We start from the raw sequence: 19,018 nt of genomic DNA on the forward strand, positions 1-19,018 counted from the left end.
CTCACCGGTCACCTCGTCTTCTCCACCCTCCACACCAACGACGCGCCCGGCGCGGTGACCCGACTGCAAGATCTGGGCTGCGAGCCCTACCTGGTGTCCTCGGTGCTGAGCGGCGTGCTCGCCCAGCGGCTCGTGCGACGCGTCTGCCCGGCGTGTCGCGCGCCCGATCATCCGGACGGGGCCGAGCTGCTGGCCATCGGGATCGCCGACATCGCCGGCGTCGAGCTCTTCCGCGGCAAGGGCTGCGACGATTGCCGGGGCACCGGCTACCGCGGGCGCATCGGAATCTACGAGCTGTTCCGGATCAACGACGAGACCCGCAGTCTCATCGTGCGGCGGGCGCCCGCCGGCGAGATCCGCCGTCACGCGGTGGAGCACGGCATGCTCACGCTGCGCGAGGACGCGTGGGCCAAGGCGTGCGCGGGCCTCACCACGGTGGACGAGATCCTGCGCGTGACCCAGGAGGACACGTAGCGTGGCCGTCTTCGCCTACCGCGCGGCCGATCAGCGAGGCCAGACCGTGGACGGGGTGATGGAGGCGCCCGACGTGCGGGCGGTGGTCGAGCGCCTGCAGCGCGACGACTACTTCCCCATCAAGATCGCGGCGCAGCGCGAGCAGCGTCGCCTCTGGCCCGACATCGGCGGCCGCCGCGTGGCCGGGCGAGACCTGGTGTCGCTCACCCAGCAGCTCGCCACCCTGCTGGAGGCGGGCCTGCCCCTGGACCGCGCGCTGGCCATCCAGGCCGAGCTGGCCCCGACCGCGCGGCTGCGCTCGATCATGGCCGACGTGCTGCGCACGGTGCGGGGCGGTAGCTCGCTCGCGGACGCGCTCGGCAAGCACCACCCGCGCCCCTTCTCGCGCCTGTACATCAACATGGTGCGGGCCGGCGAGAAGGGCGGCGTGCTCGAGACGACGCTCCGCCGTCTCGCCGAGTTCCTCGCCGAGTCGCAGGAGTTCCGCGACGCGCTCGTGTCGGCCCTGATCTACCCCACGATGCTCGTCGGCGTGGGCTCGGCCGCGGTCGTGTTCCTGATGACCTTCGTGATCCCGCGCTTCGCCGCCATCTTCAACGACCTCGGCGCGAGCATTCCCTGGCCGACCCTCGTCCTGCTCGAGGTGAGCGCGGCGCTCCAGCACTACTGGTGGGCGTTCCTCGGCGGGGTGCTGGCCGTCCTCCTGGGGGCTCGCATGGTGCTGGCCACCCCCCGCGGGCGCCTCACCGCCGATCGCCTGCTCCTGCGGCTGCCGCTCGCGGGCGAGGTCATCGTGAAGACCGAGGTCGCCCGCTTCACCCGGATCCTCGGCACGCTGCTCCGGAGCGGGATCGGCATGATCCCGGCCCTCACCGTGGTGAAGGAGATGATGGCCAACCAGGTGCTCGTGGGGGCGGTCGACCGGCTCGCGGACGGCGTGCGGCGCGGGGCCGGCCTCGCCCAGCCGATGACCGACTCCGGCGCGTTCCCGGCGCTGGCCATCCACATGGTGCGCGTGGGCGAGGAGACGGGCCGCCTCGAGGAGATGCTCCTGCGCGTGGCCACCGAGCTCGAGGCGGACACCCGCAAGCTCGTCAAGCGGCTCATCGCGCTCGCCGAGCCGTGCATCATCCTGGTGATGGGCGTGGTGGTCGGCTTCATCGTCGTCGCCATGCTGATGGCCATCCTCTCCGTCACGGATGTGCCGCTGTGAGACGCGCGCCGACGAGCCGGTTCCTGCGGGATCAGCGCGGCTTCTCGCTCATCGAGCTCCTGGTCGTCATCATCATCCTGGGGCTCATCGCGGGACTGGTGGGCCCCCGCCTGTTCGGCCGCGTGGGCCAGAGCAAGCAGGCGGCGGCCCGGGCGCAGATCGAGCTGTTCGGCGCCGCGCTGGACCAGTACCGGCTGGACATCGGCAGCTATCCGCCCGCGACGGTCGGACTGCAGGCCCTTGTCCAAAATCCAAACGTGGCAAACTGGAGCGGGCCGTATCTCAAGAAGCCGGTGGTGCCGCTCGATCCGTGGGGACGCCCGTACCAATACAAGTGCTGTCCGGGGGATCACAGCGACTACGACATCTGGACTCTGGGCGCCGACGCCACTCCCGGCGGCGACGGCGAGAACCGCGACGTGACCTCGTGGGAGGCCCGATGACCGGGTCGCGCGCGGGCTACACGCTGATGGAGCTGGTCGTGGTCCTGGCCGTGCTCGCGATCGCCACCGCCCTGGTCGCGCCCGCGGTCGGGCGGACCGCCGAGGACGTGGCGGCGCGGGCCCAGGTCGCCTCCGTTGCCGCCTTCCTGCGCGGGGCGCGAGAGCAGGCGGTCACGAGCCGGCAGACCGTCGAGGTGCGCGTGGACCGGGACGCCCACGCGCTCCTGCTGCGACGCGCCGCGCGCGAGGGCGAGGACACGCCCCCGGCCCGTCGCGCGTTCGCGGCGGCGCTGCGCGTGGAGAGCGCGACGACCCCGTCGGCGATCGTGTTCCAGCCGCAGGGCATGTCGAGCGGCGCGCGGGTCCTGGTGGAGACGACGGGTCCACGGCTGTTCGTGGTCACGGTCGACCTCCTGACCGGCCGCGTGACCACCCAGCGAGTGGCCCGGTGAGCCGGGGCTTCACGCTCCTCGAGGTCCTGGTGGCCCTGACCATCCTGGCCATCGCCATCGTCACGCTCATGCAGCTGTCGTCGCAGGGCCTGCGCCTGCTTCGGCTCTCCGACGACTACCAGCAGGCGGTCCTGGTCGCGGACCGCGTGGTCCGCGCGGTGGACGTGCCGCGCGAGGGCATCGAGTCGGGCCAGGAGGGCGCCTTCCGGTGGGAGCGCCGGGTGAGCCTGGTGCCGCTGCCCGAGGAGCTGACGCCGGGAGCGGGTCCCAAGCCCAACCTCTTCGCCCTGTCGGTGGCGGTGCGATGGGGCAGCCGCACCCTCGAGGTCGCGAGCCTGCGCGCGGTGCCGGGGAATCCGGGTCAATGAGCACGCGCCCGCGCGGCTTCACCCTGCTCGAGCTGATGCTGGCGCTCAGCATCGTGGCCGTCCTCATGGTCATCGTGTCGGGCGGTCTGCGCATCGGGTTGACCGCGTGGCAGCGCGGCGAGGAGCGCACCGCGAGGCTCGATCGCGACCGCAGCTTGGTCGTCCTCCTCGAGGGCGCGCTGGCCGGCGCGTTCCCGTACCGCGTCACCCCGGGCGACGCCGAGGAGCCTCGCCTGCTCTTCGAGGGCCACCCGGATCGGATCACCTTCGCCACGCTCTCGCCGCCGCTCCCGACCGCGGCGCCCGCCGCGTTCAGCGTCGTCAGCCTGGCCGCCGACCCGGCGGGCCTGACGCTGCGCCAGCAGATCCTGCCGAGCCCGGTTCCCCTCGACCGCGTGGAGCCGCTGCTGGTGGACGCCCACACCAGCGGGCTGCGGTTTCGCTACCTGGGGCAGGAGGCGGACTCCTGGGAAGACGTATGGGACCTGACGCGGGAGGACTCGCTGCCCCGCGCGGTGGAGATCACCCTGGTCAGCACCGTGGGCTCGCGAAGCACCTCGCAGACCATCACCGTGCCCATCCCGGCGAGCGGGCCATGAACGGCGAGCGCGGCGTCGCCCTGATCGTGGTCATGCTGGTGCTCGCGCTGCTGGCGCTGGTGGTCACCGAGTTCGCCTACTCGGCCCGGCTCGAGGCGTCCATGGTGCGCGCCTATCGCGACACGGTCCTCGCCCGGCATCTGGCCGAGGCCGGCGTCCAGCAGGGGATCCGCGAGATCCTGAGCCAGTCGCAGATCGGCGCCCTCGACGAGAGCGGACAGCTCGTCTTCTATCGCGTCCTGCCCGGGCAGACGACCCCGACGCGCGTGCCCCCCCTGCCGCGCACCCGAGTGCCCCTGGGCGCCGGCGAGTTCTCGTATCGCATCACCGACGAGGCGGCACGGCTGAACGTCAACGTGGGTGACCCGGTGCGGATGAACCGGCTGCTCGACGCGCTCGAGGTGGATCGCACCCAGCGCGACATCATCAGCGACTCGATCCAGGACTGGCGCGACGGCAACGAGCTGCATCGCGTGCACGGCGCCGAGAGCGACTACTACCTGAAGCTGGCCGTCCCCTACCGGGCGCGCAACGCCAACCTCCAGGATGCGGCCGAGCTGCTGCAGATCCGCGGCGTCACGCCCGAGGTCTACTACGGAAGCGGGGGCCGACCGGGACTGGGCGACCTGGTCACCGCGGTGGCCCTGAACGCGGTGAGCCTCAACGCGGCGCCGGCGCCCGTGCTCAAGGCGGTCGGCCTCTCGGACGCCGAGATCGACGAGGTCGTGCGGACCCGCGTGCGGACCCCCTACGCGGCGGTGCCGGCACGATTCACGGGTCGCGGCTTCACCACCGGCAGCGCCATCTTCCGGATCGAGGCCGAGGGGCTCATCGGCGGCGTCAGCCGCAGCCAGCTCGTGGCGGTGGTGCGGCGTGGCCGTCCCGGCCGCGTGCTGGACGTGACGGTGCTGTCGTGGCGCCCGGGAGCCGGGTCATGATGCCGGCGCGCATCGGCCTCTTCCTGCACAACGGCCGCGCCACCGTGGTGGCCATCACCGGCCGCGATCGCCTGGAGCACTTCGTGGTGGAGGACGCGGAGGATCCCGCGGCCACGCTGGCCGCGGAGCTGCGGGCCCGCGATGTGAGCGGCCGCGGCATTCGCGTCGGGCTCGATCGGCGGCTCGCGGTGGTGAAGGCGATCGACCTGCCGCGCGCGGCGGGCAGCGACCTCGGGGCGATGGTCGGCTTCGACCTCGAGCGGCACGTGCCCTTCCCGACCGAAGGCGTGCGCTTCGACTGGGTGGAGCTTGGCAGCGGACCCGACGAGCCGCACCGCGTGCTGGTGGGCGCCGTCGAGCGCCGCACCGTGGAGCGGCCGCTCGCCCTGCTGACCGGCGCCCATCGCCGGGCCTCCACCATGGTCATCGCCTGCCACGAGCTGCCCGCGCTGCTCGCCCGCGAGCTGCCGGCCGGGCAGGCGGTCTGGGCGCACCGCCATCGCGAGGGCGCCGATCTCTTGCTGCTCGACGGCCGTCGGCTGCTCATGAGCCGTCACGTCGCGGCCTCGGACGTCGAGGGACTGGCGCGCGAGATCCACCGCAGCCTGTCGCTCGTCAACTGGAGCGACTGCCAGGCGGTCTGGCTGTCGGGTCCCGACGCCGCGGAGCTGGAGCCCGCGCTGGCCGCCGCGCTCCGCACCCCGGTCTCCGAGCCGCCGTACGCCGCGGCCAAGATCCCGCTGATCGAGGCGCTGCCGGCCGACGACCAGGACGGCGGCCTGCTCGCCCTCGCCGTCGCGGCGGGATCGCGGCATCCGAGCCTGAACCTGCTCCCCGCCGAGGCCCGGCCGTGGGCCGCCTCGCGCGAGCAGATGACGACCGCCGCGCTGATCGTCATCACCGGGCTCCTCGGAATCGCGCTGGCGCTGACGCACGTGATGAAGACGGAGCGCTACCTCGACCGGCTGTCGCAGGAGATCCATCGGCTCGATCCGGAGGTGAAGACGGTCGAGGGAATGTCCACCGAGCTGGCCCGCAAGCGCCGCGTGCTCGCGGCCCTGCAGGCGGCGCAGGACGGGCGCGTCCCGGCGCTGCCCGCGCTGCGCGATCTGGCCGAGATGCTGCCGCCGGGGGCGTGGCTGCAGGGCATCACCATGGACGGCCAGGGTATCGAGCTGGTCGGCCAGTCCGACGCGGCCAGCTCGTTGATCCCGCTGCTCGACGCCTCCGACCGGCTCGAGCGGGTCGAGTTCACCTCGCCGGTCACCAAGGCCCAGAACAAGGAGCAGTTCCGGATCCGGGCGTCGTGGGAGCGCCCGCCGATCGAAACGGCGGCACCGGCCGCGGGGAAGGACCGCTGAGATGCCGACGCTGAGCCCCCGCGAGCGGCTCGTGGTCGGCGTCGGCGCCGCCGTCGCGCTGGTGATCGGCGGCTACCTGCTGATCGTCGAGCCGCTCATGAACCGCTCGCGCACCGCCGAGGCCACCGTGCCCATGCGCGAGGAGGTGCTCGAGCGACGCCGCCAGCAGATCGGGCAGAAGGTGAAGCTCGCCGACGAGATCGCCGGGGTCAACGAGCGGCTGCAGGCCGAGTCGAGGCGGCTGCTCCGCGGGCCCACGGCGCCGCTGGCCGCCTCCGAGCTGCAGCAGCTGGTCAAGGACGGCATCGGCGTGGCCAGCGTCGAGGTCCGGAGCGAGCGCGTGCTGCCCGTCACCGACCAGCAGGGCCTGCAGGAGATCTCGATCGAGCTGGCCTTCATGGGCAGCATCCGCGACACGGTGACCGCGATGGCCGCGCTGGAGCGCTCGCCTCACCTGCTCGCGCTGAAGGACGTCAAGATCCGGGTCGTCACCGTCGGCCAGCCGCGCGAGCTGCTGACCACCCTGGTGGTGGCCGGCTATCTCATGCCCGCGTCCATCGGGGCCGCCAAACCCGGAGCGACCAGCGGCGCCGCGCCGGGCCCGCCGATCGGCTCCTCGGTCGGCTCGACGGACGAGGACTAGGCCGTGAACCGGCGCCTGTTCCTCCTCAACGCGGTGCTCGTGCTCGTCAGCGCGCTGTTCGCGGCCGCGCTGGCGCGCGAGCTGCTGACGCCGCTGCGGCTGCCGCCGCCCGGACCCGCGCGCCCCGCGCCATCGGCCACCGCGTCCGGCCCCGAGGCGCCGACCGCGCCGCCCGTCGGCAGCGGTGCGTATCTCGTCATCGTGAGCAAGAACCTGTTCAGCCCGACTCGCGCGGAGGGCCTGGCCGCGTCGGGCGGCGCCCCCTCGGCGCCCAAGCCGCTGCTTCACGGCGTCGTGATGGATGGCCCGCGGAGTCGCGCCTATCTCGAGGATCCGAACGCCAAGCGCATCTACGGCTACGCCGTCGGCGACGCCGTCGCGGGCGGACGCGTGCAGTCGATCAACGGAGACCGCGTGATCATCGCCCGGCCCGATGGACGGATGGAGGTCCTCTTGCAGGATCCGGACAAGCCCAAGCCCGAGCCGACGCCGGCGGGCGCCCCGCCCCAGCCGCCCGCGCCGCAGCAGCCGATGATGGCCCCGGCGCCCGCCCCGCCGACCGGGGGGCCCGTGCCGGCGCCGTCCGGCGCTCGCACCTTGCGCCGCGCACTTCCCGCGGCCGCTCAGGGGACCTCGCAATGATCCCTCGCCGGGACCTCGTGTGCTGGCTGGTCATCGCCGGCATGCTGACCGGCTGCGTGTCAGCGCCGCCCCAACCGGCGCGTCCCAACACGGGCACGCGGGTCGACGTCCAGACCGAGCCCGCTCCCGTCCCGCCGCCGGCTCCCGTCGAGCCCCGGCCGGCCGCCCCGGATCGGACCGAGGCGACTCCGCCGCCGGCCCCGCCGCCCCCGGCGCCGCCGCCCGCCCCGAGCGCGCCGCCGCCCGCGGCCGCGCCGGCCCCGCCGCCGACGCCCAAGGCGCCCGCGCGGTCGGTCGTGCTGAACTTCGACAACGCCGACGTCGAGGTGGTGATCCAGGCCGCGGCCGAGATCGTGGGCTTCAACTACGTGCTGGCCCCGGGCGCGCGCGGGCGCAAGGTCACGGTGCAGACCAGCGGCAAGATCTCGAGCGACGAGGTCTTCGGCGTGCTGCTCACCATTCTGGACGTCAACGGGCTGGCCGCGGTGCGCTCGGGCAACCTCTACCGCATCATTCCCCGCGAGGGCGTGGCGCAGACGCCGGTGAAGACGGTCGTGGGCCGCGAGGTCGCCGCGAGCCTGCCGTCCGACGAGGTCATCACGCAGGTGGTGCCCCTGCGCTACATCAACTCGGCGGATGCGGTGAACCTGCTGCGGCCGTTCGTGGCCGCGCAGGGCGCCATCACCGCCCACCGCGAGACGAATCTGCTGATCCTGACCGACTCGGTGGCCAACATCCGTCGGCTGCTCGACATGCTGCAGCTGGTGGACGTGGAGGTCGCGCTCAACGAGCTGCAGATCATCCCGCTCAAGCACGCCGACGCCAACGAGGTGGCCCAGCTGCTCACGCAGCTGTTCATCGCCCGGCAGGCTGCGCAGCAGGGACAGCCCGGCGCCGCGCCGCTGCCGCCGCTCGCGCCGCCGGGCGGCCAGCCGGGTGCGCCCGGAGCACCGAGCACGGGCCCGCTTGGCCCCGCCGCGGCCGAGACGCCGCTGATCGTGCCCGAGCGCCGCTCCAACTCGCTGGTCGTCCACGCCCGGAAATCGGACATGGAGACCATCCGCCGGCTGCTCGAGAAGATCGACGTCGACATCTACGGCGGCCAGCGCGTGTTCATCCACTTCGCGGAGAACACCAAGGCGCGCGACCTGGCGACCACGCTCGACGCCATCTACGGCCGCGGCGACCGGGGCCCCGCGATCACCGGCACCCAGCCGCAGATCCGCTCCTTCACGAGCATCTCCGGCCTCTCCGGACCGAGCGCCCTGCCCCTGCCGGCGCCGTTGACGCCGCCGGGGCCCATCCTGGGCGCAGCACCGGTGGTGGGCGCCGTCCCGCGGACCGGGCCCGGCGGCTTCCCGGGAGTGTCGGGCGAGGGCGCGCCGCCGTCGGTGGACATCCGCTTCGTGGCCGACGAGGTCACGAACGCGGTCATCGTCACCACGTACCCGCGCCTCTGGAAGGAGATCGAGGAGACCATCAAGCGGCTCGACAAGATGCCGCGCCAGGTCCTGATCGACGTGCTGGCCGCCGAGGTCCGGCTGGACGACGACATGAAGCTGGGCGTCGAGTGGGCGATCCGCTCGGGGAACTTCGTCATCACCTCGTCGCCCTCGGGCCTGCTGCCCGCCAAGCCGCCCCAATCGATCATCCCCTTCGGCGGCCTCGCGGTCCCGCTCGGCCTGAACGTGTTCGCCTTCGCGGCGGACAAGGTGCTGGCCGCGCTCAACGCGCTGTCGACCGAGAACCGGGTCAACGTGCTGTCGAACCCGACCATCATGACCACCGAGAACCGCAAGGCGGTCATCAATGTGTCCACCTCGGTGCCGATCGTGACGTCGCAGCAAGTGCCGGTGGCCACCGGTGGGATCACCGGCAACTCGATCACCCAGACCGTCGAGTACAAGGACGCGGGCATCATCCTCACCGTGACCCCGCGCATCGGCGAGCAGGGCACCGTCGCGCTCGACGTCAAGCAGGAGGTCAACGAGGTCGGGGCCAACGAGCCACCGCCCATCAACTCGCCGCGATTCACCAAGCGGGAGGCCGAGACCTCGGTGGTGCTGCTGAACAACCAGACCCTGGTGCTGGGCGGCCTCATCCAGAATCGGCGCACCAACATCCGGATCGGCATCCCGTTCCTCAACCGCATCCCGATCCTGGGCTATCTCTTCGGCACCACCGAGGAGCGGGTCGAGCGCACCGAGTTGATCTTGTTGATCACGCCGCGCACGGTGGGCACCCCGCTGGACGCCAACCGGGTCACCGATCAGATGCGGCGGATCACGCCGGAGATCGAAAACTCCGTGCGCCAGGCCCCGCGGATGCCGCCGCCCACGCCGACTCCCCCGCCGCGCTAGCCCGCGTCGAGCCTCCGGGCCGGTGTTATCCTGATGGCCCGATGAGTCATCAGCCCATCGACGTCGAGGGAAAGCTCGCGCAGCTCCGCCAGGAGGTCCGACGGCACAACGAGCTGTACTACGTCGAGAGCCGCCCCGAGATCTCCGACGCCGAGTACGACCGCCTCTGGCGCGAGCTGATCGCCCTCGAGGACGCCCATCCCGAGCTGATCACGCCGGACAGCCCGACCCGGCGGCCGGGCGGCCGACGGGCCGAGCTGTTCGCGCCGGTCGAGCACCTCGTCGCGATGCTCTCGCTCGACAACGCCATGACCGCCGACGACGTGCGCGAGTTCGAGGCGCGAGTGCGCCGCGCGCTGCCCGGCGCGACCCCCGGGTACGTGTGCGAGCCCAAGATCGACGGGCTCGGCGTGGCCCTGCTCTACGAGGGCGGCCGACTCGTCCGCGGCGCCACGCGCGGCGACGGACGGATCGGCGAGGACATCACCCAGAACCTGCGCACCATCCGGTCGATCCCGGGGACCCTGATCGGCCCCTTGAAGGGCGCCACCCGGCTCGAGGTCCGCGGCGAGGTCTACATGCCGCGTGAGGCCTTCGCGCGCCTCAACGCCGGATTGGAGGAGGCCGGGCAGCCGGTCTTCGCCAACCCGCGGAACGCGGCCGCGGGCGCGGTGCGCCAGAAGGACCCCGCGGTCACTCGCTCCCGCCCGCTCGAGATCTTCCTCTACCACGTGAGCGTGCTAGAGCCCCCGGCGCTGGGCACGCAGTGGGAGCGCCTGGAGGCCCTGCGGGCCAGCGGCTTCCCGGTGAATCCGCGCTCCGAGCGCTGCGGAGACCTCGACGCGGTGCTGGCCTGCTTCGCCCGGCTGGAGGCCGACCGCGACACGCTGGGTTACGACGCCGACGGGCTGGTGGTGAAGGTGGACGACCTCGAGCAGCAGCGGCGCCTCGGGGCGACCGCGCACCACCCGCGGTGGGCGATCGCCTACAAGTTCGCGGCGCGACAGGCCACCACCCGCGTGCTCGGCATCACCATCAACGTGGGCAAGTCGGGCGCGCTCACGCCCACCGCGCAGCTCGAGCCGGTGGAGCTGGCCGGCGTGACCGTCTCGAACGTGAGCCTGCACAACGAGGACGAGGTGCGCCGCAAGGACGTCCGGGTGGGCGACACCGTGCTGATCGAGCGCGCCGGCGACGTCATCCCCTACCTGGTCCAGGTGGTGACCGCCAAGCGGCCCGAGCCGCCGCCCGAGCCGTTCCGGATGCCCGGCCACTGCCCGGCCTGCGGCGGGCTCGCCGCGCGCGTCGAGGGCGAGGCGGTCTGGCGCTGCACCAACACCGCCTGTCCCGCCCAGCTGCGCGAGCGGCTCTTCCACTGGGGCTCGCGGCGCGCGATGGACATCGAGGGCCTGGGCGAGGTCATCATCCGCCAGCTCGTGGAGCGCGGCCTCGTGCGCGATTTTGCCGATCTCTATGGGCTCTCGGTGGAGACGCTGGCCGGCCTCGAGCGCCTCGCCGACAAGTCCGCCCAGAACCTCCACCGCGCCATCGAGGCGTCGAAAGGCCGCGGGCTCACGCGCCTGCTCAACGCGCTCGGCATTCGCATGGTCGGCGAGCGGGCCGCGCAGCTCCTGGCCTCGCGCTTCGGCACCATGGAGCGCCTGCTCGCCGCTACCGAGGCCGAGATCAACGACATCTACGGCATCGGCCCGCAGATCGCCCAGGCGGTGACCAGCTTTCTCGCGGAGCCGCGCAACCGCGCGACCATCGAGCGCCTGGCCGCCGCCGGCGTGGCGATGCGCGAGGAAGGCCACACCGAGGGGCCGCGGCCGCTGGAGGGCAAGACCCTCGTGCTGACCGGGGGCCTCGTGACGCTCAGCCGCGATCAGGCCAAGGACCTGATCATTCGCCTCGGCGGCCGCGTGACCGGGTCGGTCTCGAAGAAGACCGACTACGTCATCGTCGGCGAGGATGCGGGCTCGAAAGCCGACGATGCCAAGCGACTGGGCGTGGCGACGCTCGACGAGGCCGCGTTCCTCGACCTGGTGGGGCGCTCGTGAGGCGCGCGCTCGCCGCGCTGCTCCTGATTCTCACCACCCTCGTGGCGGTGGCCGGCGCCCAGTCGCGCTCGCCCCTGACCCGCGAGCAGGCCCTCGCCGACCTCCGCGGGCCCGACGTCGAGACCCGCCGGCAGGGCGCCGCGTGGCTCGGCGAGGTGGGCACGATGGCCGACGCACCGGTCCTGCTCGGCGCGCTGTCCGACGCCGACGAGGTCGTCCGCACGCTGGCCGAGCGCTCGGTCTGGCAAGTGTGGAGCCGCTCCGGCGACGCGGAGATCGACCACCTGCTCCAGATCGGCATCGAGCAGATGGGCCGCAGCGAGGGGCCGGCCGCGGTCGCCACGTTCAGCGCGGTCATCCAGCGGCGGCCCGATTTCGCGGAGGGCTGGAACAAGCGGGCCACCGTCTACTTCTTGATGGGCGAGTACGAGAAGTCGCTCCAGGACTGCGACGAGGTGATGAAGCGCAACCCCAGTCACTTCGGCGCCCTGGCCGGCTACGGGCAGATCTATCTCCAGCTGGACCAGCCCGAGCGCGCGCTCGACTACTTCCGGAAAGCCCTGCGGGTGAACCCCAACCTGCGCGGCGTCGCGCAGATCATCCCCCAGCTCGAGCGCGCGCTCATGGAGCGGCGCAAGGGCACCATCTGAAACCGGTTCCGATACCAAGGAGACGACGGTGACGCTCACGACCCAGCAGATCGACGCGCTTCGCAAGATCACCAGCCCCAGCGTGGCCAACGCCATCGAGACCTTCAAGGTGCGGCCCCGGGACGAGGGCAACGTGTCCTCCAGCATCCGTGCCCTCTTCCCCGCGATGGGGCCGATGGTGGGCTACGCGGTCACCGCGCTCATCCGGGCCGAGCGCGGGCCGATCGAGGGCCACCGGGCCAGCACCTTCGGCTGGTGGGACTTCATCCAGAGCATCCCCGCGCCGCGGGTGATCGTGGTGCACGACCTGGACGACCCGCGAGGCCAGGGCGCGCAGTGGGGCGAGGTGCAGGCCAACATCCATCGCGCCCTCGGCTGCGTCGGGGTGGTGACCGACGGCTCGGTGCGTGACCTGGACGAGGTGCGCGCGCTGGGATTCCAGTTCTGCGCCGCGCACGTGTCGGTCTCGCACGCCAACATTCACATGGTGGACTTCGGCCTTCCCGTCAAGGTCGGCGGTGTCTGGATCAAGCCCGGCGATCTGGTCCACGGCGACCAGCACGGCGTGGTGACGGTGCCGCACGAGATCGCGGCCCAGATCCCGGAGGCCATCGCGAAGGTGGAGGCGGACGAGCGCAAGATCATCTCGCTCTGCCAGACCGCCGGCTTCACCGCCGACAAGCTGAAGGCGCTCTACGGACAGATCCGGCCCGGCACGTACTGAAGCGTGACCTGGCGGCCCACCGAGAGCACCTTCTCCTCCCGCTCCGGGCCCCCGTAGCGGGTGTATTCGCCGACGAGCACGAGAGGAGTCCGGTCGTCCGAGAGTTGAGCGCGGGCCCGCCCGCGCTTACAATGCGCGCGGGCGCTCATGATCGAGATCAGACTGCCGCGGGTGGCCGATGAGATCGGCTGCCGCACCCTCGCCGGAGAGGTCATCGGAGAAGAGCGCGCCGGCGCGTTCATCCGATCGCATCTCGAGCGCCACCACCTGATCGTCGCCGAGGCCGAGGGCGAGGTGGTGGGATTCCTCGCCTATCGCATCGACTGGTTCCAGTGCACCTTCGTGACGCTGGTGGTGGTGCGCGAGGACTACCGGCGCAAGGGCATCGCGCGCGAGTTCTACAAGTCGGTGGAGGCGGTCTCGCCCACCCCGCGCCTGTACTCCTCCACCGAGGAGACCAACGCGGTGTCCATCCAGATGCATCGCGCGCTCGGCTTCCAGCCGAGCGGCCACATCGACAACCTGCCCCAGGGGGTCCGCGAGCTGCTCTTCTACAAGCGCATCCCGCCCCGATCCCTGGGCTGAGGCGGCCACGGAGGCGACGGCCATGTCCGAGAAGACCACCCTGCTGGGCGAGGCGGAGACCGAGTTCACCCGCTTCGAGCGCGCGCTCGCCGGCCTCGACGAGGCGAAGATGCGCGAGGTGTGGCTGGGCACGTGGAGCGCGCGCGACATCGTCGCCCACATCTCCGGCTGGCACCGCGAGATGAGCCCGGTGCTGGAGCGGCTCGCCCGGGGCGAGCGCCCGGTGCCGGAGGGCGTCTCCTACGACGACGTGGACGCCTGGAACGCGCGCTTCGCCGACGCGAAGAAGTCCGCGGCCACCGCCGACATCCTGACCGAGCTGGAGGCCTCGCACGCCGAGTTCATGCGGGCGGCCGCCGCGGTGCCCGAGGAACGCTACGGGCCGGGCAAGACCGCCTACAAGATCGTCGACTTCAACAGCCGCCATCACTATCAGGAGCATGGCGGGCAGATCGAGGCCTGGCGCGCAGGCCGATGAAAAAGGCCCATCTGCTTCGTTGCCGCCCTCGGCCGCACGCTCGACGTCACCCTCAACATGCCTACGGCATGTTGACCGTGGGCCACTCGAGCCGCGAGACGCCTCGCGTGCGGCCCTCGGGCGGCGCCTCGCATCTGGACCTTTTTCATCGGCCTGCACCTTTCTAGTGAGGGCCGCGCGGGCCCGATGGCGGATCCTGGTCGTTCCCGCCCTCCTGTACTTCCTGTCCTACCTCCACCGGGTGGCCCCGGTCGTGGTGGCCGGTGATCTCATGGCCGCCTTCGCGGTGTCGGCGGCGACGCTCGGCGCGCTGGCTGCGATCTACCCCTACTGCTTCGCGGCCATGGCCCTGCCCGGGGGCAGCCTCATCGATTTCCTCGGCCCGCGACGGACGCTCGCCCTGGGCGGGCTCAGCATGAGCGCCGGCTCGGTGCTCTTCGGCCTCGCCCCCGGCTTCGCGGTGGCCTTCGGGGGGCGCCTCCTCGTCGGCCTGGGCGCCTCGGTGATCCTGATCGCGTGGCTGCGGCTGGCCACCGAGTGGTTCCGCGCCGAGGAGTTCGGCACCATTGCGGGCGCGGCGCAGAGCGTGGGGTCGATCGGGGCGCTCGCCGGCACCACGCCGCTGGCCCTGCTCGTCGAGCAGATCGGCTGGCGTCAGGGCTTCGTCACCATCGGGACGACCACCGCGCTGCTGGCGGTGGCGTGCTTTTTCACCGTGCGCGATCGTCCGGACCGGAGCGACGAGCGGGAATCGCGCGCGCGGGCCACCGATCCGGGGCTCCGCGAGATCCTCGCGGGCATCCCGAGCGTGATCTTCAACCCGCGCTCCTGGACGGTCGGGGGCATCTCGGGCGGCATCTACGGCGGCTTCGCGGCCTTCGTCGGGCTCTGGGGCGTGCCGTACCTCACCCAGGTGTACGACCTGCCGCGCGTGCGGGCCGCCAATCTGGTCGCGCTGGCCGCGGTGGGCCTGCTGGTGGGCGCCCCGCTGATCGGCTGGCTCTCCGACCGGCTGGAGCGCCGGCGCGTGCCCCTGATGACGATCAGCGGCCTGAACGTCCTCACGTGGGTCGCGCTCGTGGTGCCCGGGACGCCGATCGCCCCCGGCTTCATGCCGCTCGTCTGCTTCCTGATCGGCCTGGGCTCGAGCGTGGTGGTCCTCGCCTTCGCGGCCATCCGCGAGGTCAACGACCCACGATACGTGGGGGTCGCGCTGGGCTTCCACAATCTCCCCACGTTCCTGTCCTTCGGCGTCATGCAGTGGCTGACCGGGATCGTGCTCGATCGGCACTGGGAGGGCACGCTGGTCGCGGGCGTCCGCGTCTACGGGGCCGGGGCGTATCGCGCCGCCTTCGCGCTCTGTCTCCTGCTCGCCGTCGGCGCCTTCGTCTCGGCCTGCCTGGCCCCCGAGACGCGCGGCCGCAACATCTGGAAGGCCGCCTGATGGGCAGCATCCGGGAGCGCGCCGAGGCGTGCTGGGTGGGCCGCGTCGACCCGCGCGAGTTCTGGAAGCCGACCGGCGAGCGCGAGGAGATCGCTCCCGGGGTGTTCTTCGTCCATGCGTTCGCCAACGTCACGGTCGTGCGCACCGGCCGCGGCCTGGTGCTGGTGGACACCGCCAACTACGTGGCCCGGGACCGCACGTTCGCGTCGGTCCGCGCGATCGATCCCGGCCCGGTCCACGCCGCGATCTACACCCACGGCCACGCCGACCACGCGTTCGGCCTGCCCCCGTTCATCGCCGAGGCGGCCGAGCGCGGGTGGCCGCGCCCCCGCATCGTCGGCCACCGGAGCGTGGCCGACCGCTTCGACCGCTACCGAGCGACCGCCGGCTACAACGGCCTCATCAACGCGCGCCAGTTCTCCATCGCCGCGTCCTGGCCCACCGAGTACGACTACCCCGACACGGTCTACGACCAGGCGCTGCGCTTCGAGGCGGGGGACGTCACGCTCGAGCTGCGGCACGCGCGGGGCGAGACGGACGACGCGACCTGGGTGTGGTGGCCGGAGCGGCGCATCCTCTGGACCGGCGATCTCTTCATCTGGGTCGCTCCGAACGCGGGCAATCCGCAGAAGGTCCAGCGCTACGCCGCGGAGTGGGCGGCGGCGCTGCGGGAGATGGCCGCCCGCGGCCCCGAGCTGCTCATCCCCGGCCACGGCCTGCCGATCGTCGGAGCCGACCGCGCGCGGCAGGCTCTCACCGACACCGCGGACTGGCTCGACTCGCTCGTGAGCCAGACCCTCGCGCTGATGAACGCGGGGGCCGGCCTCGAGCAGGTGCTCGGCGAAGTCCGGCCGCCCGCGCACCTGGCCGAGCGGCGCTATCTGCAGCCGGTCTACGACGAGCCCGACTACGTCGTGCGCAATCTCTGGCGGCTCTACGGCGGCTGGTACGACGGCGTGCCCGCACACCTCAAGCCGGCGCCCGAGGCCGAGATCGGGCGCGAGATCGCGATGCTGGCCGGCGGCATCGAGGGGCTCATCGCGCGGGCGCGCGCGCTGGCCGGGGAGGGTCGCCTCGCGCTGGCGAGCCACCTGATCGACTGGTCCATCGCGGCCGGGCCCGATCACGTGGCCGCGCACGCCGTGCGTGCCGAGATCTACCAGCGGCGCGCCGACGAGGCCCGTGCCCTCATGACCCGCGGCATCTTCTCCGCCGCCGCCCGCGAATCCGCCGAGAAATCGACGCCTCCCCCCTCCCCTCAGGGGGGAGGGCCCGGGTGAGGGGCGGCGTCCCATGGCCGCCAGCTACCGACTCGGCCTCGGCCGTCGCGCCGCGAATCGCCTGGTCCGCCTCCTCCTGCGCCTCGGCCTGATGCCCGGTCCGACGTACCTGCTGACCGTGCCGGGCCGACGCACCGGTCGGCCGATGTCCACACCGGTCACGCTCGTCGAGGACGGTGGAGAGCGCTGGCTGGTCGCCCCGTACGGCGACGTCGGCTGGGTCCGCAACGCGCGCGCCGCCGGGCAGGTCAACCTGAGCCGCGGCGGCCGCTCCGAGACCCTCCCGATTCGCGAGCTGAGCCCCGCAGACGCCGCGCCGGTGCTGCAACGCTACGTCACCCGCGTCGCCATCACCCGCCCCTACTTCGACGCGCGCCCCGACTCCCCCCTCACCGCCTTCGAGACCGAATCGCCCCGCCACCCCGTCTTCGTGCTGGGGTCAGGTCTTGCATTACGACATTTCCAAGCGCGCAGCCCGGACCGCCCGGCGTGAAGATGTCGTAATGCAAGACCTGACCCCGGACTAGACGACCTCGTCGGTGCGGGAGAGGACTTCGCCGAAGCGGGAGAGGGCGGGCGGAGGCAGTGACTTGTAGACCTCGGCGATGCGGAGGTTGATCTCGCGGTTCGCGAGGGCGAAGAGGCTTCGGCCCTCGGCGTCGCCTTCCACCAGGAACGGGCCGAGCCGCTCGACCTCGAGCACCCAGCAGGCCTGGGCGATCCCCAGCTCGCGAAGCCAGTGCACGTCGAGCACGCGACGGATCCCGCGGCCGTACGCCGCGCCCATGCCGTAGCCCACGGTGGTGAGGTACACCGCCCGGTGCGGCACGAACCACTCGCGGTAGGCCAGCTCGGTGAGCCCGGCCTTGCCCACGATGACCCGGGCCCCCGAGCGCTCGAACCACGGACCCATCGACTTGCCGAACCGGAAGCTGGCCGTTGCGGTCACCGCTTCGACCACGTGGGTGCCGTCGGGCCGGGTGGCCGCGGCGGGCGAGCAGTGGAAGTTCACGTTGGTGAGCACCCGCAGCGCCTCCGGGAACGGCACGCCGCGGTCGACCACTTGCCGGTAGACACCCTCGCGCGCGGTGTAGAGGGCGCCGCTCACGTAGACGACGTCGCCCAGCTTCAGCGAGCGGATCGCCGCGTCGGAGACCGGCGTGGTGAGATGGACCTCATCCATCGTCACGTCATCGAGCCGCGCCATCGCGGTGCCCATCACTCGATCCCGGACCGGCGGTAGTAGTCGGTGAACCAGCCCGGATCGCTCCGGAATTCCACGCGCCCGTCGGAAGCGATCCGCGCAGTCGCCCGTCGTGACGAGAGGCAGAACTGGTGGATGCCGACCGGCATCCCGCCGGTGTGGGTGTAGGCCAGCTCCACGTGGGTGGCCACCACCATCGAGGTGCCCGCGAAGCCCATCGCCCCGATGCCGATGTAATTGCCGAGCGCGGTCAGCTCGTCCTCGAGCGCGGCCGCGGCGGGGTCCGGATTGCGGCTCCCGACGGTGCGCAGGCACGCCGCCTCCTTGCCGATGCGCACGCACGTGTCCTTGGCCCCGCCGATGCCGACGCCCACGATGGCGGGCTGACAGGCCAGCCCGCGCTTGCCCGACTCGATCAGGGTGTCGACGAAGAAGCGCTTGATCCCGGCGACCCCGTCGCCCGGGAAGAGCATGCGGTAGTCGCTGCCGAAGAGGCCGCCCTTGTGCACGGTGGTGACGTCGATCCAGTCGGCTCCCGGCTCGACCGCGTACGTGATCTCGGGCGCGTGGATGCCGACGTTGTCGTTGCGGTCCTCACGGGTGAGCGGGTGCACCCGGTTCGGCCGCAGCGGAATCGCCTGCGTCGCCTCCGCCGTCGCCTTCCGCAGCGCCCGCTCCAGCGCCACCAAGCCACCCTCCACCACCGCCTCGTTCCCCAGCTTCACGTAATATCTCGGCAACCCGGTATCCGCACACATCGGCCGCCGATCCGCACTGGCAATCTCCCAATTCCCCAGCATCTGATCCAACACGAATCGCGCCAGCCGGTTTCCCTCCCGATCCCGCGCCAGCCGCACCCCCTCCCGATAATCCACCGGAATATCGATCGCGGCCCGAGCCATCAACTCCCGCGCCGTATCCTCCACGAGCTTCACCGAAATCATTCTCGCCATGTCACTCAACGTTCCACGAACGAAGACGCGACCATCAAGATTCTCAAACCAAGACTCCCAAAGCGGTAGCGCAGGGGGCCGCGGGGTGGCCGGTGGGGCGTGGGAGGGGGTCGGCTGACCCGTTCCCGCCAAGGCAAGCAAGGAATC

At 72.0% G+C, this 19,018-nt stretch carries 22 protein-coding genes; 19 read left to right on the forward strand and 3 right to left on the reverse strand.

Going from position 1 to position 19,018, the window contains the following annotated elements:
- From VKN16_00470 to VKN16_00535, 14 genes are all read left to right on the forward strand, one after another.
- Positions 1-474, forward strand: a 474-nt coding sequence (locus VKN16_00470; protein HME92671.1) for an ATPase, T2SS/T4P/T4SS family, incomplete at its 5' end; no start/stop codon positions are given.
- 1 nt (position 475) lies between these two features.
- Positions 476-1,687, forward strand: a complete 1,212-nt coding sequence (locus tag VKN16_00475) for a type II secretion system F family protein (protein HME92672.1) — start codon at positions 476-478, stop codon at positions 1,685-1,687.
- Positions 1,684-2,130 (forward strand): type II secretion system major pseudopilin GspG, encoded by a 447-nt coding sequence (gene gspG / locus VKN16_00480; protein HME92673.1) that lies wholly within the window; start codon positions 1,684-1,686, stop codon positions 2,128-2,130. Before VKN16_00475 ends, gspG begins: the two co-directional genes overlap by 4 nt.
- The gene (locus tag VKN16_00485; protein ID HME92674.1) at positions 2,127-2,582 is read left to right on the forward strand and encodes a GspH/FimT family pseudopilin; all 456 of its coding nucleotides are present in this window, start codon (positions 2,127-2,129) and stop codon (positions 2,580-2,582) included. The genes gspG and VKN16_00485 overlap by 4 nt, the downstream gene beginning before the upstream one ends.
- Positions 2,579-2,950, forward strand: a complete 372-nt coding sequence (locus VKN16_00490) for a prepilin-type N-terminal cleavage/methylation domain-containing protein (GenBank protein HME92675.1) — start codon at positions 2,579-2,581, stop codon at positions 2,948-2,950. The genes VKN16_00485 and VKN16_00490 overlap by 4 nt, the downstream gene beginning before the upstream one ends.
- Positions 2,947-3,549 carry a prepilin-type N-terminal cleavage/methylation domain-containing protein gene (locus VKN16_00495; GenBank protein HME92676.1) on the forward strand — a complete coding sequence of 201 codons (603 nt, stop codon included), beginning with the start codon at positions 2,947-2,949 and terminating at the stop codon, positions 3,547-3,549. The genes VKN16_00490 and VKN16_00495 overlap by 4 nt, the downstream gene beginning before the upstream one ends.
- Positions 3,546-4,487 (forward strand): hypothetical protein, encoded by a 942-nt coding sequence (locus VKN16_00500; protein HME92677.1) that lies wholly within the window; start codon positions 3,546-3,548, stop codon positions 4,485-4,487. Before VKN16_00495 ends, VKN16_00500 begins: the two co-directional genes overlap by 4 nt.
- Positions 4,484-5,848, forward strand: a complete 1,365-nt coding sequence (locus tag VKN16_00505; protein ID HME92678.1) for a PilN domain-containing protein — start codon at positions 4,484-4,486, stop codon at positions 5,846-5,848. The genes VKN16_00500 and VKN16_00505 overlap by 4 nt, the downstream gene beginning before the upstream one ends.
- Before the next feature lies 1 nt (position 5,849).
- Positions 5,850-6,491, forward strand: coding sequence for a type II secretion system protein GspM (gspM, locus tag VKN16_00510; GenBank protein ID HME92679.1), 642 nt, complete (start codon positions 5,850-5,852; stop codon positions 6,489-6,491).
- A 3-nt stretch (positions 6,492-6,494) separates the two neighbouring features.
- Positions 6,495-7,133: a hypothetical protein gene (locus tag VKN16_00515; GenBank protein HME92680.1), complete on the forward strand. Its 639-nt coding sequence runs from the start codon at positions 6,495-6,497 to the stop codon at positions 7,131-7,133.
- Positions 7,130-9,493 carry a type II secretion system secretin GspD gene (gene gspD / locus VKN16_00520; GenBank protein ID HME92681.1) on the forward strand — a complete coding sequence of 788 codons (2,364 nt, stop codon included), beginning with the start codon at positions 7,130-7,132 and terminating at the stop codon, positions 9,491-9,493. Before VKN16_00515 ends, gspD begins: the two co-directional genes overlap by 4 nt.
- Before the next feature lie 41 nt (positions 9,494-9,534).
- Entirely contained in the window at positions 9,535-11,553 is a 2,019-nt protein-coding gene (gene ligA, locus VKN16_00525; GenBank protein ID HME92682.1) for an NAD-dependent DNA ligase LigA, read from the forward strand.
- A complete protein-coding gene (locus tag VKN16_00530; GenBank protein HME92683.1) occupies positions 11,550-12,203 on the forward strand; it encodes a tetratricopeptide repeat protein in 654 nt (217 codons plus the stop codon). Before ligA ends, VKN16_00530 begins: the two co-directional genes overlap by 4 nt.
- Before the next feature lie 28 nt (positions 12,204-12,231).
- Positions 12,232-12,927, forward strand: coding sequence for an RraA family protein (locus VKN16_00535; GenBank protein ID HME92684.1), 696 nt, complete (start codon positions 12,232-12,234; stop codon positions 12,925-12,927).
- Here the strand turns inward: VKN16_00535 and VKN16_00540 are convergent.
- The gene (locus VKN16_00540; GenBank protein ID HME92685.1) at positions 12,897-13,076 is read right to left on the reverse strand and encodes a hypothetical protein; all 180 of its coding nucleotides are present in this window, start codon (positions 13,074-13,076) and stop codon (positions 12,897-12,899) included. The genes VKN16_00535 and VKN16_00540 overlap by 31 nt on opposite strands.
- On the opposite strand from VKN16_00540, the gene VKN16_00545 reads away from it, so the two are divergent.
- From VKN16_00545 to VKN16_00565, 5 genes are all read left to right on the forward strand, one after another.
- Entirely contained in the window at positions 13,075-13,512 is a 438-nt protein-coding gene (locus VKN16_00545) for a GNAT family N-acetyltransferase (protein ID HME92686.1), read from the forward strand. The two genes, VKN16_00540 and VKN16_00545, sit on opposite strands and share 2 nt — an antisense overlap.
- Positions 13,513-13,534: 22 nt before the next feature.
- Entirely contained in the window at positions 13,535-13,990 is a 456-nt protein-coding gene (locus tag VKN16_00550; protein ID HME92687.1) for a ClbS/DfsB family four-helix bundle protein, read from the forward strand.
- 166 nt (positions 13,991-14,156) lie between these two features.
- Positions 14,157-15,434, forward strand: coding sequence for an MFS transporter (locus VKN16_00555; protein HME92688.1), 1,278 nt, complete (start codon positions 14,157-14,159; stop codon positions 15,432-15,434).
- Positions 15,434-16,714 carry an alkyl sulfatase dimerization domain-containing protein gene (locus VKN16_00560; protein ID HME92689.1) on the forward strand — a complete coding sequence of 427 codons (1,281 nt, stop codon included), beginning with the start codon at positions 15,434-15,436 and terminating at the stop codon, positions 16,712-16,714. The genes VKN16_00555 and VKN16_00560 overlap by 1 nt, the downstream gene beginning before the upstream one ends.
- Before the next feature lie 13 nt (positions 16,715-16,727).
- Positions 16,728-17,207 (forward strand): nitroreductase family deazaflavin-dependent oxidoreductase, encoded by a 480-nt coding sequence (locus tag VKN16_00565; protein HME92690.1) that lies wholly within the window; start codon positions 16,728-16,730, stop codon positions 17,205-17,207.
- Between the two features lie 30 nt (positions 17,208-17,237).
- Here VKN16_00565 and VKN16_00570 read toward each other — a convergent pair whose 3' ends face one another.
- Positions 17,238-17,933, reverse strand: a complete 696-nt coding sequence (locus tag VKN16_00570; GenBank protein HME92691.1) for a fumarate hydratase C-terminal domain-containing protein — start codon at positions 17,931-17,933, stop codon at positions 17,238-17,240.
- Positions 17,933-18,862 (reverse strand): fumarate hydratase, encoded by a 930-nt coding sequence (locus VKN16_00575; protein ID HME92692.1) that lies wholly within the window; start codon positions 18,860-18,862, stop codon positions 17,933-17,935. The genes VKN16_00570 and VKN16_00575 overlap by 1 nt, the downstream gene beginning before the upstream one ends.
- Positions 18,863-19,018 lie beyond the last annotated feature (156 nt).

It is taken from the genome of Candidatus Methylomirabilota bacterium, assembly GCA_035315345.1.
Taxonomy (GTDB): Bacteria; Methylomirabilota; Methylomirabilia; order Rokubacteriales; family CSP1-6; genus CAMLFJ01.

Coding starts and splice junctions, on each gene's coding strand:
- VKN16_00570 (HME92691.1), bottom strand. CDS start 17,933: ATGGGCACCGCGATGGCGCGGCTCGATGACGTGACGATGGATGAGGTC.
- gspD (HME92681.1), top strand. CDS start 7,130: ATGATCCCTCGCCGGGACCTCGTGTGCTGGCTGGTCATCGCCGGCATG.
- ligA (HME92682.1), top strand. CDS start 9,535: ATGAGTCATCAGCCCATCGACGTCGAGGGAAAGCTCGCGCAGCTCCGC.
- VKN16_00495 (HME92676.1), top strand. CDS start 2,947: ATGAGCACGCGCCCGCGCGGCTTCACCCTGCTCGAGCTGATGCTGGCG.
- VKN16_00575 (HME92692.1), bottom strand. CDS start 18,862: ATGATTTCGGTGAAGCTCGTGGAGGATACGGCGCGGGAGTTGATGGCT.
- VKN16_00540 (HME92685.1), bottom strand. CDS start 13,076: ATGAGCGCCCGCGCGCATTGTAAGCGCGGGCGGGCCCGCGCTCAACTC.
- VKN16_00560 (HME92689.1), top strand. CDS start 15,434: ATGGGCAGCATCCGGGAGCGCGCCGAGGCGTGCTGGGTGGGCCGCGTC.
- gspM (HME92679.1), top strand. CDS start 5,850: ATGCCGACGCTGAGCCCCCGCGAGCGGCTCGTGGTCGGCGTCGGCGCC.
- VKN16_00500 (HME92677.1), top strand. CDS start 3,546: ATGAACGGCGAGCGCGGCGTCGCCCTGATCGTGGTCATGCTGGTGCTC.
- VKN16_00505 (HME92678.1), top strand. CDS start 4,484: ATGATGCCGGCGCGCATCGGCCTCTTCCTGCACAACGGCCGCGCCACC.
- VKN16_00550 (HME92687.1), top strand. CDS start 13,535: ATGTCCGAGAAGACCACCCTGCTGGGCGAGGCGGAGACCGAGTTCACC.
- VKN16_00485 (HME92674.1), top strand. CDS start 2,127: ATGACCGGGTCGCGCGCGGGCTACACGCTGATGGAGCTGGTCGTGGTC.
- VKN16_00565 (HME92690.1), top strand. CDS start 16,728: ATGGCCGCCAGCTACCGACTCGGCCTCGGCCGTCGCGCCGCGAATCGC.
- VKN16_00545 (HME92686.1), top strand. CDS start 13,075: ATGATCGAGATCAGACTGCCGCGGGTGGCCGATGAGATCGGCTGCCGC.